At 39.7% G+C, this 19101-nt stretch carries 13 protein-coding genes and 1 pseudogene; 8 read left to right on the top strand and 6 right to left on the bottom strand.

Features of this window, described 5'->3' with window-relative positions; genetic code table 11:
* Positions 1-12 precede the first annotated feature (12 nt).
* From L6E24_RS00265 to L6E24_RS00245, 5 genes are all read left to right on the top strand, one after another.
* Positions 13-3390: a right-handed parallel beta-helix repeat-containing protein gene (locus tag L6E24_RS00265; RefSeq protein ID WP_257742742.1), complete on the top strand. Its 3378-nt coding sequence runs from the start codon at positions 13-15 to the stop codon at positions 3388-3390.
* Positions 3391-3577: 187 nt separating this feature from the next.
* Entirely contained in the window at positions 3578-4204 is a 627-nt protein-coding gene (locus tag L6E24_RS00260; RefSeq protein ID WP_257742741.1) for a YIP1 family protein, read from the top strand.
* 246 nt (positions 4205-4450) lie between these two features.
* Positions 4451-5059, top strand: a complete 609-nt coding sequence (locus tag L6E24_RS00255; protein ID WP_257742740.1) for a cyclase family protein — start codon at positions 4451-4453, stop codon at positions 5057-5059.
* Positions 5060-5324: 265 nt separating this feature from the next.
* A complete protein-coding gene (locus L6E24_RS00250) occupies positions 5325-5846 on the top strand; it encodes a nucleotidyltransferase domain-containing protein (protein WP_257742739.1) in 522 nt (173 codons plus the stop codon).
* Entirely contained in the window at positions 5843-6268 is a 426-nt protein-coding gene (locus L6E24_RS00245; protein WP_257742738.1) for a HEPN domain-containing protein, read from the top strand. Before L6E24_RS00250 ends, L6E24_RS00245 begins: the two co-directional genes overlap by 4 nt.
* A gap of 97 nt (positions 6269-6365) precedes the next feature.
* On the opposite strand, the gene L6E24_RS00240 is transcribed toward L6E24_RS00245, so the two are convergent.
* The 5 genes from L6E24_RS00240 to L6E24_RS00220 form a co-directional block, all read right to left on the bottom strand.
* Positions 6366-11003 (bottom strand): hybrid sensor histidine kinase/response regulator, encoded by a 4638-nt coding sequence (locus tag L6E24_RS00240; protein ID WP_257742737.1) that lies wholly within the window; start codon positions 11001-11003, stop codon positions 6366-6368.
* Positions 11004-11852: 849 nt separating this feature from the next.
* Positions 11853-12716, bottom strand: coding sequence for a ferredoxin-like domain-containing protein (locus L6E24_RS00235; protein ID WP_257742736.1), 864 nt, complete (start codon positions 12714-12716; stop codon positions 11853-11855).
* A gap of 96 nt (positions 12717-12812) precedes the next feature.
* The gene (locus L6E24_RS00230) at positions 12813-13142 is read right to left on the bottom strand and encodes a CGGC domain-containing protein (protein WP_257742735.1); all 330 of its coding nucleotides are present in this window, start codon (positions 13140-13142) and stop codon (positions 12813-12815) included.
* A gap of 161 nt (positions 13143-13303) precedes the next feature.
* Positions 13304-13963 carry a class I SAM-dependent methyltransferase gene (locus L6E24_RS00225; RefSeq protein ID WP_257742734.1) on the bottom strand — a complete coding sequence of 220 codons (660 nt, stop codon included), beginning with the start codon at positions 13961-13963 and terminating at the stop codon, positions 13304-13306.
* A 224-nt stretch (positions 13964-14187) separates the two neighbouring features.
* Positions 14188-15018, bottom strand: a complete 831-nt coding sequence (locus L6E24_RS00220; protein ID WP_257742733.1) for a sulfite exporter TauE/SafE family protein — start codon at positions 15016-15018, stop codon at positions 14188-14190.
* A gap of 258 nt (positions 15019-15276) precedes the next feature.
* Between L6E24_RS00220 and L6E24_RS14720 the strand changes: the two are divergent.
* The 3 genes and pseudogenes from L6E24_RS14720 to L6E24_RS00200 all read left to right on the top strand — a co-directional run bounded on the left by L6E24_RS14720 (position 15277) and on the right by L6E24_RS00200 (position 18073).
* A pseudogene (locus L6E24_RS14720) lies at positions 15277-16054 on the top strand (RNA-guided endonuclease TnpB family protein).
* A 126-nt stretch (positions 16055-16180) separates the two neighbouring features.
* Complete coding sequence (locus L6E24_RS00205; protein ID WP_373021101.1) at positions 16181-17608, top strand: IS1634 family transposase; 1428 nt, start codon at positions 16181-16183, stop codon at positions 17606-17608.
* A 159-nt stretch (positions 17609-17767) separates the two neighbouring features.
* The gene (locus L6E24_RS00200; RefSeq protein ID WP_257742731.1) at positions 17768-18073 is read left to right on the top strand and encodes an RNA-guided endonuclease TnpB family protein; all 306 of its coding nucleotides are present in this window, start codon (positions 17768-17770) and stop codon (positions 18071-18073) included.
* A gap of 106 nt (positions 18074-18179) precedes the next feature.
* On the opposite strand, the gene L6E24_RS00195 is transcribed toward L6E24_RS00200, so the two are convergent.
* Positions 18180-19010 carry a sulfite exporter TauE/SafE family protein gene (locus L6E24_RS00195; protein WP_257742730.1) on the bottom strand — a complete coding sequence of 277 codons (831 nt, stop codon included), beginning with the start codon at positions 19008-19010 and terminating at the stop codon, positions 18180-18182.
* Between the last annotated feature and the right edge of the window lie 91 nt (positions 19011-19101).

The following is a 19101-nucleotide window of genomic DNA, read 5'->3' as shown; positions in this document are numbered from 1 at the left end:
GGGTTGATTGGGATGAAACTAAATTATGGGTTAATTATAATTGCTGCCTTAATTGCACTGCTTCTGGTTGCAGGTTCGGTTTCTGCACATAATGTAAAGTATGCCTACGTTGGCAAGGACAAGGTCTGGTTTGAATGGGACACACCAAGTCCTATGCCGGAAGATGCAAACCACATCACCATATACAGAAAAGACGATATAAATACCGAATGGCAGAAGATTGCCGATGTAAATCTGGATACTGTTGAATATACAGACATCCCGGAATTTGACTCCCTGATATACACATATCACATTGTTCTTGTAAATAATGACGGGACTGAAACAACCCTTGGAGGGCTTCTAAATCTACAACTCAGACATATAGAAGGGGATCTCTTCTTCAACGACGAATGGACAGATCAGAATGAAATATACATGAAATATGATCTCACTCTGCATGACTGTGATCTTACAATAGTGGGCGGAAGCGAGGAGACTGCAGAACTGTTATTCAGATCGGAGTCAACCACACGCTACATAAAAGGAAACGGTGTTCTGAACATCAAAAACACAAAGGTTGACAATGTAGGAATTAACCTAAATTCCGGAGGATACACAAATCATACTTCATTTGAATATTGTGATTTCTACAATACAACAGCATGGCCGGCAGTGAAAATAAACGGCGGAGATATTTCATTTAACGATAATGAAAGGATCAGTACAGATGAGCAGACATGCTTCTTTGATATTTTTGGAGACGGATTTACTATAAACTCCAACAGCAATATAGAATTCAATGCCACAGCAAAAACCGGAGATATAAAAGATAATAAGGAATGCAAAATTACTGCCGGAGTTACAGACATTCCTTACCTCAGCCACAATGAGGTATCCGGGAATGGAGATTGTGAGATCAGCGTTTCAGGCCCTGCCGTAGAGATGAAAGATAATAACGCCTGTAATCTTGCACTCGCATATTCAGATGGTTCTGATGACGGTTCAAAAGTCTTTGACAATTATAACGGCGGAGGAAAGAAGATCACCATCAAAAACTGCCATGATCTGATCATTGAGAAGAATGACTACTCCAGAACCGGAATGGCTGAAATTCCCGGAGAGATTGTAATTTCTGACAGTAATTCTGAAATAACCATAACAGACAATAAAGTGGGAGCGATCAATGTCAAATCAGAAACAGAAGGTGACATATTCAATGAGTACAACATCTCAGAAAATGAAATCTGCCCCGGAGATACATTTGATTACGCAGTAAAAATTGAAGACGGCACTCTGAAAAATTCCCGGATACTCAACAATACAGTCTCTGGCGGAGATTACGGCATATGGATAGAATCGGACACAAACAGCGCCTATATTAAGAACAGTCTGGACGGCCAGAGACTAAGGGGAATCTACATTGGCGGTGGTGAATTTGCTACAGTATATAACAATACAGTTGTAAACGGAAGTGCCGCATCCATAGCAATGGATCTTAAGGGCACAGACATGAATGTCTATGAGAATTACATCAAATCACCTGATCTGGGCGATGGCATTAAGGTTGAGAATGCTGACTATGCCTATGTAAGTTTTAACAGTGTTGAAGGATGCTCATGCGGAATAGAGATCTCAGGATCAGACAATGCTGATGCACTCAAAAATCAGCTTACTGACAATACTCAGGGTTTTTCGCTCAAGGATTCAGAGAACACAACTGTAAGAGAAAATAATATATCCCTTGGAACAAACGGAATTTACCACCTGAGATCAAAGAACTGCCTGATTGAAAATAACAATCTGAAAGATATAGGATCGAGAGGAAGCGGAGTTAAAACTGACATATATATTTGTGACAGTGAATATACTCCGTCCCCCACATACAGCAGAATATTAAACAACACTATAATCTCACAGTACTATCGTGAGAGTTCAATAAAGCTTGAAAAAGCACCAAATACAACAGTTGCTGACAATTATATTGACACACGGGCAGACAACGGAATAAAAGTTTACAGCAAAAATAACAACTCTGTAATTCTTTCAAACTGGATAAACGGCTCAAAAATTTACGGAATTGATGCATACAACAGCGGCAATTCAATACAAATTAATGACAATCATATCTCAGATACAGAGACAGGCATCAGGATCAGATCAGATTCAAACACAGTAAACAGCAATATCATAAATATTGCAGAAGAATACGGAATATATGTTGATAATTCATATTACAGTGAAGTATCCGGAAATTATGTTACAGATGCAGAGAGGGGCATTTATGCAAAGTACGGAAACTCCCTTAACATCAGTAATAACAGATGTGAGGAGATGAAATACGGCCTTTATCTGACAGGCCCTTCAAACACTGTAACAGGCAATTCATTCAATGACAGCACATTATATTCAATGAGAATTTATGACTGTGCAGGTTCAGAATTCAGTAAAAACGGCATTGCAGTCATTACCGGAGCGGACGCATGGAGCATCTACTGCTCAAATTCCGACCTTTATGCCAACCCATCAGTCTCCATGACTGAAAATTATGCAGGTACTGCAAATCCTACAGTTTTCGATGTAACAAACACAAGTGGAAAGATTCTCCTTCGTGGCGTTGAGAATGCACCAGCAAATCCTGATTCAGGAGATCCAACAATAACCCTGATGAATATCAGCAATTATGTTGAAGCTTATACCTACTCACCATATGATCCAATATATAATCTTACTTTTAGGTACACAGATGATCAGGCTTCCGGCATTAATGAAGATGATCTCTCAGTATGGCGCTATAATTTCGGATGGGATGACGGCAAAACTTCCACATGGAAAGGCGAAAGCTGGCTGAACACCGATCAGAACATGGTTGGCTGTGGAATACTGGAGGTAAAGAGCAAGGTCATTTTTGCACCGATATCCAACACTGTGGGGCCAGGTCCTACACCGACCCCAACACCCACCCCAACCCCAACACCGGTTCCACCTCCGGTTGCAAACTTCAATGCAGCACCACTCACCGGAGCAGCAGTCAGGCAGGTAAATTTTACAGACCTCTCCACAGAAAGTCCGCATACATGGTCATGGAATTTTGGTGACGGAAATACATCATCAGTACAGAATCCGGTGCACAACTACACAGTAAACGGCACATATACCGTAAGCCTTACTGTAACAAACGATGGCGGCAGCGATACGATGACAAAAACGGATTACATTACAGTCTATAAGAAAGGCGACTTCAACGGCAACGGCCTTGTTGACATAGGGGACGTTTCAAAGGTTGCATATATGGTTGCCGGACTGACGCCCGTTGATATGGCTGCTGACTTCAACGAAAACGGTGAGGTCGATACCGGAGATGCAGCAAGGATTGCCTGGTATTTTGTCGGAAAGATCGGAGAACTCTGAATTGCATAACTCCTGCAAAAATATCCCTTTTTAAAGCAACTTTCAGTTATCATTTCATTCCTGAAAACTATGCTCCGATAATTGAAAAGAAAGATTACCCAAAAGAAAACTCATTCAGATCTGCCACTTTATTTTACAGCATTCTTTTTGCCAAAAGTTTTATCTATGATGCAAATCATTTCTGATCATGTCTGGTGATAGCGAAAAAATAAAGGGTTTTCTCATAAATCCTGTGGAAACCTTCCAAAAACAGAGTGGAGAACATCTTGGTGCTGCTTACAGGTATTATGTTGTTCTTCTGGTTCTCTTCTCAGTCCTCTACGGGATTGTTGCAATTGTAATGGATATGAGCGTATTCAACACTACTATTGCCTCGCTGAGCAGTATTCCGGGGATGGAATGGGCAGCATCTTTAGCATCATTCGGAAACTTTGCAGTCTCCTTTGATATATTCTTCATCTATGTGATGTTTGTCATATCCCTATTCTCAATCTTCATCTCCGGCCTTATGCTTCACTGCTTTGTGCTCTTGCTTGGAGGAGAAAAGGGGTATTCACAGACTATAAAGTCAATGATGTATGCTTACACCCCTTACCTTATCTTCGGATGGATACCCTATGTGAACATAATTGCGGCAATATGGATGCTTGCACTTCAGGTAATAGGCATTCGCGAACTTCAGGGGATACAGACAGAACATGCCTTACTTGTGGTTCTGCTGCCGGTGTTCCTGGTTTTATTTGGATTCCTACTCTTTGGAATTGTAATTGCAACCTTCCTTTCAGGTTTTGCAGGTATGCTGGGCTTTGCCTGAAAAAGCTGAATTTTTAAAAAAACCTTTTTTTCATCCGGAATTTAGACCTGATATTTTTGCCGGATCATAATAACAGATTTTGCCTTTATATCCGGAGATGCAAGACCAGAATATATTCCGGACAATCTGCCGGGATTTCCGGAGGATAACTTTTTATTTTTTAAAATCACTGCATATTCAGGAATGCTGATCAGATTATCATATGCCTTAAACCGGCACACACCTCTTTATCCCGGAACCAACACAATGAAACTTGAGCCTGCAAAATCCATTGAAAAGGGAGACAGTTCCAATACAACCCTCATCACCTTCAACGGACATTCCGGGACACATATTGACGCACCAAATCATTTCTGCGGCAGGGCGCTGACAGTATCTGAAACTTTAAAGCCGGAAAATATAATAGAAGGGGCGGTCTGTATCGACATCCCTAAAACAGGTGACAGACCTGTAATTCCGGAGGATATAAAACCCTATATCCATGAGATAAAAGATACTGAAGCACTCTTTATCAGAACAGGTTCTGGTGACATCAGGGACGCTGACCCCGACACCTATGCCACAGTGCATCCGTGGATCCATCCGGATGTACCGGATTACCTCAGGGAAATCTGCCCGGAACTGAGATTCTTTGGCCTGGATGCAATATCAGTGTCTGTTCCTTCCTTCAGGCAGGAGGGCAGGGAATGCCACAGAAATTTCCTCTGTAAATCCCCGGAGATAATGCTTATAGAAGACTTAAATCTCTCATCACCGGAACTTTTGGAGCAGTCATGGCGGCTTAGGTTTTATCCGGTGATCTTTGACAGAATTGATGGTGTGCCCGTCCTTGTATTTGCAGAGTTTTATGAGTGATACAGAACAATCCGGCAATAAAAGAGATAAAATTCCGGCAGAGATAACCTGAGCATAAATGCCCGGAGAAATCATCACAAAAATTGTTTACGAAAAAAGCAGGCGGAAAGCCTGCGACTGTAATCATTGGGGGATGTCTAAGCACAACACCTGATGTTTACAATACTCACACAACAGTATAAATATTTTATACAATAGAATACTTTTTTAATACACAATACCATTACTAACTATGCTTATAAACCTGTTTTCCTCAGGAACAAGAGTGGATATTCTAAGCCTGTTTCTTCTTAATCCGGACATAGATAAATATCTCCGGGAAATTGCAAGAGAAACCGGCGACAATGTCAATTCAGTCAGAAGAGAATTAAATAATCTCGAAGGTATTGGTTTATTAAAGAGTTTGTGGAGAGGAAAACAGAAGTATTATTCCGTTAATAAATCATTTCCACTGTACAATGAGTTAAAATCAGTATTCATGAAAACCGCCGGAGCAGGCAGCATGATCTCTGAAGATTTAACAGAATTAAAAGGAATAAACCGGACATTTATATTTGGATCATATGCACAGGGGAATTTTGGGCCCGACAGTGATATTGATCTAATGGTAATTGGTGATGTGAATGAAGATTTATTAATTGAGACCATTTCAGTGCTTGAAGAAAAAACAGGGCGTGAAATTAATTATATCCTGATGACAGAAAAAGAATATAAATCCAGAGAGAACTCAGGGGACCCCTTTATCTCAGAGATAAAATCCGGAAAAATAATTGAACTGAAGGTATGATTACGGATAATTATGAATTGCTGAAAAAGGGCATAATAAAAGAGTTAAAGTATGATCCCAGGAAAGTTGAAGATGCAATAAAACTTTCAGAACGCGATCTCAGAACGGCACTCTCACTTCTGGAGATTGATCCTGACTGGGCATATAATATAGCATATAATTCAATGCTTCAGGCAACACGGGCACTTATGTTCCATAATGGATTCAGACCCTCCGGTTCAAATCAGCATGTAGCTGTAGTAAAATATGCAGAGATTCACATTGAAAAAAAATGGTCCCTGCAACTGGACAGAATGAGAAGAAAAAGACATTCCCTCGTTTATGATCAGGCAGGAGTAATTTCTGATACAGAAGTAATAAACGCCTTAAACCGTGCAGAAAGTTATTTCAGAGTAATTGAAAATATTATCAGGACATCCTGACGGAATAAAACAACATCCTGGTTTATGAGATAAATAATACCACACAAATATTATACAAAGCCGGATATTTTTCACAGCGCCCGGACGGTAGATATTCCTACATCCCTGTGATCTGTTCAATCCTGAAATTCCCGGAAGGAACAGAGATCTCAAATCTGGCTCCCCTGCCGGGTTCTCCGGTCTCCTTAATAGTTATGCCGGTAATTGAGAGAATTTCCCTGCTCAGGAAAAGTCCATATCCCGTATTATCTCCAAACTTCCTGTCAAAAATCCTCTCCTTTTTACCTTCCGCAATACCATGACCATTGTCCTCCCATAATATTACAACACCGCCGTCAGCCGGCTTATAGTGCACCCTGATTTTATCTGCACCAACCCCATAGCGTATTGTATTATCTAAAAGATTGTAAAAGACCTTCTCAAGCATCTGATCAGCATATATCATCAGCCCGCTGCACTCATTGATAATCTCAATACCACTGGTGTTTAAACTGCATGGTTTTTCAGTCATCTCAGAAACATCTATCCAGAGAGGTTCATTTACACCCAGTTCCTCATATTCGCGTGTAAATTCGATCTGCTGTCTTACAGTTGAGGCAGCACTCTCCATACGTCCCAGATATTCCGGCAGAGGCAAACCATCTCCAGTCTCCTTCGTAAGCTCAATATAACTGCTGAGAGCCGAGATCTGATTTAGAATATCATGACGGGTAATGCCGGAGAGAATCTTTAACTTCTTATTGACAACTGAGAGACTCTCCTCCTGCCTTTTTCGATCAGATATATCAATTGCAGTAGCAGCAATGTACTCCGGAATATCATCATCATCTCTGAGAAGGATACCATTTACAAGCATCGGGAATCTCTCCTCTGCCCTATTCCTGTGCCAGAGTTCCTCAGCACCGAATTCACCCTCTTCAATTATCGTACCCATAAATTCCGGCAGTGAAAGATCTCCTCCATCATGGTGAAGATTTTTAAGGTTATTACCTGTTAATTCCTCCGGAGAATAACCGTGGACATCAGCAAAATATTTATTATTATATACAATATTCCCATTTAGATCGGCGATAACCGAGCCGTAATTTGCCTTGTCAAATATTACCTTAAATCTCCTCTGCTCTTCCTCGGCCTTTCTCTTCTCGGTTATATCCTCAATTATCCCTATACCACCTTTAATCCTGCCCTTACTGCCTTTAAGCGGAGCAATTATAACCCTCACATAGGTCTTTTTATCACCGGCCTTAATCACACACTCCTGATCAGACCTCTCAGCATTACCATTTATAATTTCATCTATAGCAGAATTTATACACCTGTTGGCAATTACAGACACATCCACATCTTCCATTGATCCGGCAGGAATAGAGATAATATCTGCAAATATATCGTTGTATGCCGTAATTTTGCCATCTGCACTGAAATGGAATTTGCCAAGCGGCGAGTTTTCAAAGATCAGCCTGAACTTCTCCTCACTCTCACAAAGGGCACGGTTCACACGGTTTATCGCAGAGATGTCATTGAGCGATACAACAATCTGCTTTGTCTTATCAGAATATCCGGCAGTGAGGCATATATTGTGGATATCACCTTTCCGGTCAACAAACTTAAATTCATAATGCTTTGGCAGATCTGAATCTCCTGACTCCCTTCTTTTTGCGTACCTTTCAAAGACTTTAGCCTGATCAGCAGGATGGACAAAATCCATCCATTCCTTACTGTTAAGTTCAGCCGCCGTATATCCGCTCAGCTTCTCAAATTCACTGTTAACAAGAGAAATTTCATTGTTTTCCCCGATTATCATAGTAGCAGTGCCGGTATTTTCAAATATTGCCCTGTAGAGATTTTCAGATGTTAAGAGCAGTTCATGTGCAGTAACAATCTCATCCATCTGCTGCCTGATCTCCTCCTCAGCAGCCGCAAGGTCTTCATTCCGGCCCTCAAGCTCAGCCGTGTTCTTCTCAATTGCAGTTATATCCCTGAAGGTCTCAACTGCACCTTCAACTCCACCGTCCTGATTGTATAATAATGAAGCAATGCACCAGAGTGTTTTTTCTTCACCATTCACATCCTTAAAAGTGACATAAACTTCCAGTTTCCCGCCATTGTATGAATATGTCTTATAATACTTCTTCACCAGAGCTTCATCATAATTCAGTATAATGTCAGCAAGCGTTGGACGATCATAACCATATACAAATTCTGACAGTGAACGGTTATTTTTACCCAGCATCTCTTCAGCAGAATGTTCATATATCGTTGCCATTGAAGCATTCCAGAGGATAATATCCCCATCTTTATCAATGGCAAAAGTGGGATCAGGAAGAAGGTTTACGAGAGCGGACATTCTTCGTTCTGATTTCAGAATAATCCTCTGGGCAATGGCAATCTCATCCATCTGCTGCCGGAGTTCTTCCTCAGATGCAGCGATCTCCTCATTTGCCAGATTAAGCTCCTCATTCTTATTTAAGAGCCGTTCCTGATATTCCAGAACATTTGTTATATCCTGACCCTGGGCACTCGTTGAGATATGCCTTCCGGAATTATCAAAGATCTGTGCAAAATCCCATGAGATTGTCCTCATTTCTCCGGATGGGGATTTCAGCGGGATTTCAAAACCGGTTATATGCTTACCTCTCTCAGTTTCATCCATCTTTAAGAAAAGTTCCCTCTTCTTCTCAGGAGATATAAGATCATCAAAACAGAGCTTCTTAAGTTCACTCTCCTCAATTCCGGTGAGGTTTACAACAGCTCCGTTTGCCTTTGTAATCCGGAAATCAGCGCCAAATATAATCACAAGGGATGCTGAATTATTGAAGAGATTATCCATATACTGATTAGTTTCGGCAAGTGCATGCTCTGATTTGGCAATCTCACCCATCTGCTGCCTGATCTCCTCTTCAGCAGCTGCAAGATCCTCATTCCGGAGCTCAAGCTCGTTCCTGTTTTTCTCAATGACAGTTATATCCCTGAAAGTCTCAATTGCCCCTTCTACCTCTCCATCTTCATTGTAGAGAAGTGCTGCAATGCCCCAGAGTGTCTTCTCCTCACCATTCACATCTTTAAAAGTGGCATAACCTTCCAGCTTCCCGTTTTCATATGTGCATGACCTGTAATTCTGTTTAATTGCATCTTCATCATAGTTCAGAATAATATCAGCAAGGGTAGGGTGGTCATACCCATAAATAAAGCGGGAGTATTCATAACCTGATTTTCCGGTCATCTCTTCAGCAGACTTACTATATGCCTCTGACATTGCAGCATTCCATACGAAAACCTCACCTTTTTTATCAATTGCAAAGGTCTGATCCGGAAGAAGATTGATGAAATCAGACATTCTCTGCTCTGATTTACGGATAATTTTCTGGGCAGAGACTATCTCATCCATCTGCTGCCGGAGTTCTTCTTCAGCGGCTGCAATCTCCTCATATGCAAGATTGAGTTCCCCATTCTTCTTTAAGAGCAGTTCCTGATAATCCAGAATATCCGTTATATCCTGACCCTGGGCAACTGTGGCAATCTTCTTTCCGGAATAATCAAAGATCTCTGCGACATCAAGCTGAATTGTTCTTATTTCTCCGGAAGCAGATTTTACCCGGACATTAAAACCTTTAATATACTCCCCGGATGTAAGGCCGCTTAATTTTTCCTTAAGTTCACTTTGCTTCTCAGGAGTAATTATCTCTTCAAGAGATAGCCCGGTCACCTCACCTTCTGAAATTCCGGTGAGATTTGTAACGGCCTCATTAGCTTTGGTGATCTTAAGATCACTATCCCAGACTATGACAAGAGACGCAGAGTTGTTGAAGAGGTTCTCCATGTACTGATTAGTCTCCATCAGAGTATGCTGCCCCCTGGATATCTCATCCATCTGCTGCCGCATTTCCTCCTCAGCTGCCGCAAGATCTTCATTAAGCTTTAAGAGAGTATTGTTCTTCTCAGTAAGCTCTCTTTCTGCATTGACTTTATCAGTAATATCTGCACTATTGCCCCTGATTCCAACAACAGAACCCATTTCATCAAATACCGGGACAAATACCACATTGTAGTGATATGTCTTTCCGTCCGGCATGGTTATTGAAGATTCGGCCCTGACAGCATCTTTTGTCCGGTAAACTTTGTCATGAAGTTTATAGAGGTATTCGTAGGTATCTTTTGGGAAACCAAGTTCCTCATATCTTTTGCTGATAATATCCCCTTCACTCATACCTAAAAATTCACAAAGGCTGCGGTTTGCCGTTCTGAAACGATTTTGAGAGTCATAACTGTATATAAAATTTGGAGAATATTCTACAAGGTCCCTATATTTCCTCTCTGACTTTGCCAGCTCTTTCTCATAACTTCTGGCTGAGACAGAACGCTTTACTTTGTGCAGAAGGTCAGTAAACTGTGATTTAGGGTCCCCGCCTTTCTGGACATAGAAATCAGCGCCGTTGTTGATTGCATTAATGACAACCTCCTCACGGCCTCTTCCGGTGAAGATGATGAAAGGAGTAATGCTGTCACTCTGCCGGAATTGTTTTAAAAATTCAATCCCGTCCATTCCGGGCATCTGAAAATCTGAGATTATACAGTCAAAATTCTGATCATTTAAAAGATTTAACCCTTCTTTGGCATCCTCAGCCGTTGTTACATTAAAATTGCCGGATTTTTCAATGTAAAGCTTTCCAACGTCAAGGAGCATTGGTTCGTCATCAACATAAAGTATCGATATTGTGGAATCTTCCCCTTTCATCTGCATCCCCTCTATTTAGTGTAGTTCATGCCATACAAAATAATTAATTGTTCTGATATGCGATGCTCAGTTAATATAATGTCTTACAGGTAATAATGATTATGGTTTGCAGGCACAGTCTGAAAAATCAGTGATAGGATAAGTACAGCTATTTTGAACCTAAAAATGAAATATATTCATATTTGTACAACCAATACTATTTTAGAGCAACATGGTACAAATTCAAGAGAAGTTATATGATGACAATTATGTTGGGTCCATCTTTAAAATATTCGGAGATCTTTCCAATGATTACGTATTTGATCATAATTCTGTAATTCGAAGAATAAATCCACCAAAATGTGAAAAATGTGGCCATCAGATGGTTCATAATGGTCATAATAGCTATTCGAGGAAAAATTTGGGCAGTCTTAGAATTGGAAAGTATAAGTGCCCAAACTGTAATTCAAACATAGAAGAATCAAAATCTTCCTGGATAAACTTACTCTCTGAAGTTAAAGACTTTTATGGTTCATTGGCACAGACGGAGAACTCACAAAACCCTCTGACAATTCAGCAATAGACTGATCATTACCAGGTATTACTTGTATATTCTGCTGATCAGAATGACCATAGCCAGTTTTATGCACTAATACAACTGATAAATCAGGCTGTGCCAAATACACATAAAGTAAATATGAGCAATTATAAAGGCTGCTGCACGAATAAAAATCAACCGACAATTGGACAATTTCCAAGTATATCAGGGTGATGTTGAGGCAGTAAATTATTCAAATGGCCAATTTAATTGCCTCATCGTCCATGGAAAAGTAGTTGTCCAACAGTATCTATAGATCAAAAAAATTTAATTTATCCGGTCTCACCGGAGTGCAGACCAAGATCATTAAAAACTTTCCCTTTGCCAATGCGTGCCATCATACTGCCAAACCTCTCACCTATATCTGCATTATTTTCAAAGTAAGTGATTATACAGTCAGTAATCTCCGGAATTTTATCTTCAGGAATAAGACCTTCTGCCTCTTCACCAATATAGATCTCCCTGCCTGCCCTTCCGCCAAGGTAAAGTGTAAGTCCGCTTTCACTGATCTTTACCGCATCACTGCTGCATTTTTTAATGCAGTCTCCACAGCCGACACACAATTCCGGATTGAAATTAAGTTTCTCATCCTCAATCTTTAATGCATTCTCTTTGCAGGCTTTTTCACATGCACCGCAGAGTGTGCAGGCATCTTCATCAAAGAAGGGGTATAAATGTCCCATAAAACCGATGTCATTAAACTGAACCTTTGAACAGTTGTTAGGGCATCCTGCAATGGCAATTTTCAGTTTTCTTGGCAGCTTCCTGCCGCCCTGCTCCTCTTCGAGTTTCTCTGCAATTGCCCATGTATCACAGCATCCATGCCGGCATACAGTGCCTTTGCAGGCAACAATTGATCTGACCTCAGATTTAGAACTCCCCACATCAAGATCAGCCACTGAAAGTTCTTCCCTTACAGAATCTGCAAGGGATTTATCTATACCCGGAATTTCAATATTAAGCCTTGCAGTAGAACAGATATATCCATCACCATACTGATCAACAATTTCTGAAAGCACTTTTAACTGGGATGACGAGAGCTTTCCTGCAACGGTTTTCACTCTCAGTGACACGGTTCCGGATTCCTTAAGCCTTAGAATACCGGAATTTTTTGCTTTTTTATCTTCGGAGACCATAACTGTAAAAAAATTGGTAGGCTAATAGTATTAAATTTCACTTTCTGCCACGATCTTCAGTCAATAAATTCTGCAACAAACCCTATAACAAATCCATTAGTGTGTCCACTCAATAATTTTAATATCAGGCCCTACTGCTTTGATTACAGCATCCCTCATATTTGCATAATGCGGGCATGGATAGCCTATCGGATTTCCCTTTGAAATACAGGAAGCAAATACAATTGCCTCAGCACCTCTCTCTACAAGCATCTTTGCCCTTGGAATTGCCCTCTTGCCCGGACATCCCCCGCAGGTTACAAAACCCACAATATCCACAGGTCCGGTTTCCTGAAATGATCCCTTACCTTCCTTTGTAATTTTGAAATCCGTTGTTCCGGGGCAGATATCCTCAGTCATCAGGCAGCGTATAATTCCGACTTTCATAAACATCATCTATTATTTCTGACAGGAAAACGCTTTTGTTTCAATTTATTCAGCAATATCATAAAATCATCCTGCTGACAACCAGGTAAAAGTTACAGAACTGGTTTTCGTATCAGGATTAATTCACCTGATATAGATTTAATTTCATGTTTTCTGCGGATTTATTTTAATACTCCCGGCACTGATTTTGAAATTATAATCCAGAACCCCTCATCACCAAGTATGACTTCATAATCCGGCACTCCTATATCTTCAAGCATATTTTTAAAGCGAGTTACATTCTCCTCAGAGATATTTTTCCTGTTAAACTCCTTCCATTTGGGATTTTTACGGATCATTTTGGCAGAAACACTCTCAAAAAGCTCTTTGTTCCCAAACCCGCCGCCGATATAGGTTTTACCACCCGGTTTTAAGATGCGGTATATCTCCTTAAATGCCTGATGTATATCATCCCAGAAGAACATTGAACCACGGCTGATTATCAGATCTGCATAATCGTCATCAAGCGGGATATTGTGGACATCGCCACACATGAGAGTAATCCTGTCTGAAAGTCCCGCCTCTTCAATATTTCCGGAAGCTGCTTCATGCATTTCATTTGAATAATCAAGAGCGGTTACACTGAGATCACTCATTTCAGCAATTGCAATTGATAGCAACGCAGGGCCGCTTCCGAGATCAATACATATTCCTGTTTTTATTCCAAATCTTCTGATTATATTCTCTGCAATTACAGGGTATATCGGTGCAAATATAGTTTTGGCAATCTCATCCATATTTCCCGAACCCTTTTTTCCGGTTTTTTGCTTATTCTCTGACATATTACAATCCCTTATTTTCCGGATAATTCATCCGGCTCAGATTAGAAGTAACATTACTAACAAGTTACAATAAGAAAAAATATTTCATTTACATCCCTGACATATCTGTACTCTGAAATATCAGCAGTTAAAGATAAAATACAGTACTTAAGAGACAAACAGAGACATTAAGGCAAAAATAGAAAGTTGCTTTTTTCCGGCCTTAAATAGCGTAAAAACCATTTTTATAAAAGAAGCCCAAAAAATGTAAAGACTCCTGACATCTTCAGCCCCATATAGATCATAACGGCGATGAAGACATACTTTAACTGCTTTGCCGGCAGTTTATGGGCAACACGGACACCTGACTGAGCCATAATAATACCAGGAACTGCAAGAAGAACCCACTGAAGAAGGTTTACATAACCAAAGGAATATTCAGGAAGCCCGGCAGCAGAAAGTCCGTTCATAATATATGCAATTGTTCCTCCAAATGCTGAAAATACCATAAGTGCAGTTGATGTCCCGATGGCATTGAGAATTTTAAAATGGAGTACATAAATCATCACCGGAATAAGCACAACACCTCCGCCTATACCAATCATTCCGGAGATAAAACCAATAGGAATTCCGCAGATGATGTACATGAGGGTGTTGTTCACGACTGGTTTATCCACTCCGGGCGGTCTTGCAGTCAGCATTCTTGCAGCACTGATAAGAATTACAGCACCAAAGATCACTTTGAGCCATTCACCCGGAACCAGAGTTGCAGCATATCCTCCGGCAATAGCACTGAAAAATCCTGTAATACCCATAATAAGTGCTGCATTCCATACTACAGTCCCCCTTTTATTATGCCCGTACGCCCCGGATATGGCAGTCGGCAGCACAACTGCAATATTAGTCCCGAATGTAACAAGTATTGAGATCTGTGGATCATAGCCCATTGATGTTAAAACCCAGTACTGCACCGGGACCATGATGAAACCACCGCCAACCCCTAAAAGACCACTGGCAAATCCAACTATAATTCCGGTGAAGAGAAGTATAAGTATGTAAATTAATTCCATTTCCATTATATTACCACAACATCACTTCAGCCACGTCTAAAATGATTTCAGTCAGACAGAGTTAAACATATTCATATAATTATCATTTTGTAAAAAAAAGGAATTCAGTCAGTTAAAAAAAGATGAATTTAAAAATTTAGCGTAAATCCCCTTGGTCTTTAGCCAAGGGGATGTAAGCGACATCATCTTTGTTCTCATATATATATTTCGTAATTGTAGTTTTACCAAAAAATATATGGGGGGTTGAAATCAAACCAGATATATATGTTGAGAGCCTACAAATACCGAATCTATCCTAACAAAGAACAGGAGAAAATGTTCTTTCAGCATTTCGGTGCCTGTAGGTTTATCTACAATTGGGGTCTGGAAAATAAGATCCGAACTTATGAAACAGATGGAAAATCAATATCGAGATTTGCATTACAAAAAATGCTACCTGATTTGAAATCAGAGCATGATTGGATGAAAGATGTTAATTCGCAATCAATACAGAGTGCATTGTTAAATCCTGAGAATGCATTTACTCGTTTCTTCCGGGAAAAGAAAGGATTTCCAAAATTCAAATCCCGAAAAAATCCAGTGCAGTCATTTTCAGTTCCACAACATTATATTGTGAATTTTGATACTCATAAAATTAAATTACCTAAAATTGGATGGGTTAAAACAAAATTACACAGGAAATATGAAGGAGCCCGGAAAAACTGCAACAGTGTCAGTCACCTCAACGGGCAAATTTTTCATTAGTATTCTGATAGATGATGGACAGGAACAACCTCCTGCACAATATTTTGATGTAAATACAACCGTGGGTGTTGATGTAGGTATCAAAGATTTTGCAATACTTTCCAATGGGGAAAAGATTGACAATCCCCGATATTTGAAACAGTCACTTCTCCGAATGAAAGTGTTGCAAAAACGATTGAGTAGAAAACAAAAAGGTTCTAACAACAGAAATAAAGCAAAAAATGCAGTAGCAAAAATTCATGAAAAAATTCACAATCAAAGAAGCGATTTCCAGCACAAACTCTCTTTTAGATCCTAAGTTTGACAGTTAAGGCTCTGCCCAATTCTAAAAAAATCCTATAAAAAAGAATATTATGTCAATTCACGCCAAAATTTGGCAATTAAAATAAGTTTAGATGTTCTTAGTTATTGCTGAGTAATGCATATGCAAACAAAACTAAGAACCCATGATATTGTTCCCAACCAGAATATATCCTTTCCTATTGGGACCATTAAATTTGTAGACAGAATGTACGAATTTCTAAATTTTGAAGAAATATTTGGAAAGCATAAAAAGAAAGGGATTGATATCAACAAATTGCTCAGGGCACTTATAAGCTATAAGTTATCTGATAATTTTAGCATAAAAAGAGGGCATAGCTGGATAAATCAGAGTGAAATTCTCGAATTGTATCATTTGGATGAATTTACAGAAAGAACATTATATCGCGTTCTCACAATAATCGGAATGAACAGATATGAGATAATTTCCGACATTCAGGACTTTATCTTTAAACTGTATAATTTTGAGCACACTGATATCAATATGGACTGGACAAGTATAATCCTTCATGGAGACAAAGCCCCTCTTGGGAAACATGGCTATAGTCGGGATCACAGGCCCGATAAAAAACAGATTACTGTTGGTGTTAGTGAATTATCTTCTCCTATAAACATTCCAATTGGCCTTACAGTTGAACCTGGGAATATCAACGATCAAACTCATTTTGAAAAAACGTATTTACAGGTGAATAAGAGGTTAAAAAAGGATTCTCTTGTAATATTTGATAAAGGAGCAAATAGTGTAACCAATACAGCAATGGTTCGTGCCGATAATATGCACTATCTGACTGCAAAGAAGCTGAATAAAAGTGATGATAAATTAATCGCAGTATTTGAGGAATTAAATCCTGAGATTATTGATGAAGAATCAGGCATTCGTGGGATTAAAATAGAAAAACCAAGCTCCACCAATTATCTCATATTTTCAAAAGAACTTCAAAAAAAGCAGCTAAAATCACGAGCGCGAAAAGTTAAGAGGCAAATAGAAGAAGCAAAGGCAATACAAAAAAGCCTGGATGATGATAAACAACTCCCAAAGAAATTCCGTATTAACAACCTTCTTGTGGATGTGGATTATTCTCTTCAGACAAAACTCATTGAACTCTCAGAAGATGAGGCTGTAAAGCTGCTTGAAGATAAATTCATAAATGGTAGAGAAGGTTTTTTCTGCCTAAAATCCAGTAAGAATTTGACACTGAATGAGGCTCTCCGGACATACCGTAAAAAGGACAGCATTGAGAAAATATTTCACTCCTTAAAGAATGATATTGAAATAAAACCGTTAAGAGTATGGACGGATGAGAGCATTTACGGGGCTTTAATTATTGGATTTATAACTCAGCTATTCATCTCACTGCTAAGGCATGAAATTTCAGATCTTAAGCATACTTCAACAAAGTTCATCAAAAAATCACTATCGAATTTGACAGTTACCGTTGATTCATGGGAAAGGAAGACAAAAAAGTACGTTTACTCAAACTTTGATGGAATAAACACTATGATTCTAAGGCTAAATTGGGCAGTTTCATGATTTGAGATCACAAAAATCCTTAACTGTCAAATAGGATCTTCTGACAATAATTTGGAAAAATTTTGATTGAGATAGGTGATACCATCAAAATTTATTTGGCTCAAGTGTCAAACTTAGGTTAGATTAGTATGCGAGAACCAGGCAATTGCACTGGAAACTTTGAATGTTGAAGGGATGCTAAAAAATCATAAATTGGCACAACATATTGCTGATGCATCATGGAGTTCATTTGTTACTCAATTGGAATATAAAGCACAAAAACAAGGTAAAACTATCTTACGGATTGGACAATTTGAACCATCTACAAAAATCTGTAGTGAATGTGGGTATTACAACCGTGATTTGACTTTATCTGATAGAGACTGGATTTGTCCGGATTGTGGGATACATCATGACCGGGATATTAATGCCGCAATAAATATCAAGAAGTTTGCTTTAGATAGACAGAATCTAATTGGAATATAATATCTTTGCACCCTTGGAACAAGGGGAAGGGCCTGTGGACTTACGAACAATGGTTTGGGGTATGAAGCAGGAAGCCTCTGGGTCTTTAGCCCAGAGGTAGTTCACATTATAACGGAAGTCCCAGAAATGTGAAGACTCCGGCCATTTTAAGCCCCATATAGATCATCACAGCTATAAATACATATTTAAGCTGCTTTGCAGGCAGTTTATGTGCAACCCGGACACCCACCTGTGCCATAATAACACTGGGAACTGCAAGCAGAATCCATTGCAGAAGATTTAGATAACCTAAGGAATATTCCGGAAGCCCAATAACTCCAAATCCGTTTATAACATATGCAATCGTTCCGCCAAGTGCGGTAAATGCCATGAGAGCTGTGGATGTCCCGACAGCACTGTGCATCTTAAAGTGAAGGGCAAGCACCATTACAGGAATAAGCACAACACCTCCGCCTATGCCGATAATTCCGGACAAAAGCCCGATTGGAATTCCCCACAGCAGAAATGTAAGAGTGTCATTCACCGGACTTTTATCTAGCTTTGGCGGTTTTGCGGTGAGCATTCTTACAGCACTGAGAAGTATTACAACACCAAAGATAACTTTCAGGTAGTCGCCCGGAATCAGGGTTGCGATATACCCCCCGATTATTGCACCAAAAAATCCGGCAATACCCATTGTGACTGCGGCATTCCACATAACAGCACCTTTTTTGTTATGTCCGTATGCTCCGGAAAGTGCAGTCGGCAAAACGACTGCAAGATTTGTCCCGAATGCCACAAGTATTGAGATCTGAGGGTCATAGCCCATTGATGTAAGCACCCAGTACTGCACCGGGATCATAATGAAGCATCCGCCGACTCCCAATAGCCCGCCGGCAAATCCGACTATAATTCCGGTGAAGAGAAGTGCAAGTATGTATATTAATTCCATTTCCATAATAAATCACAAATCCATTTCAATCTGCTTTGAAATGATTTCATCCGGGAAAGCTTAAACTTATTTGTTTGTCTGAAAAAAATGAATTCAG

The organism is Methanoplanus endosymbiosus (genome assembly GCF_024662215.1).
Classification (GTDB): domain Archaea; phylum Halobacteriota; class Methanomicrobia; order Methanomicrobiales; family Methanomicrobiaceae; genus Methanoplanus; species Methanoplanus endosymbiosus.
The sequence above is the reverse complement of the archived record's forward strand: the minus strand, read 5'-3'. Positions and strand labels throughout refer to the sequence as shown.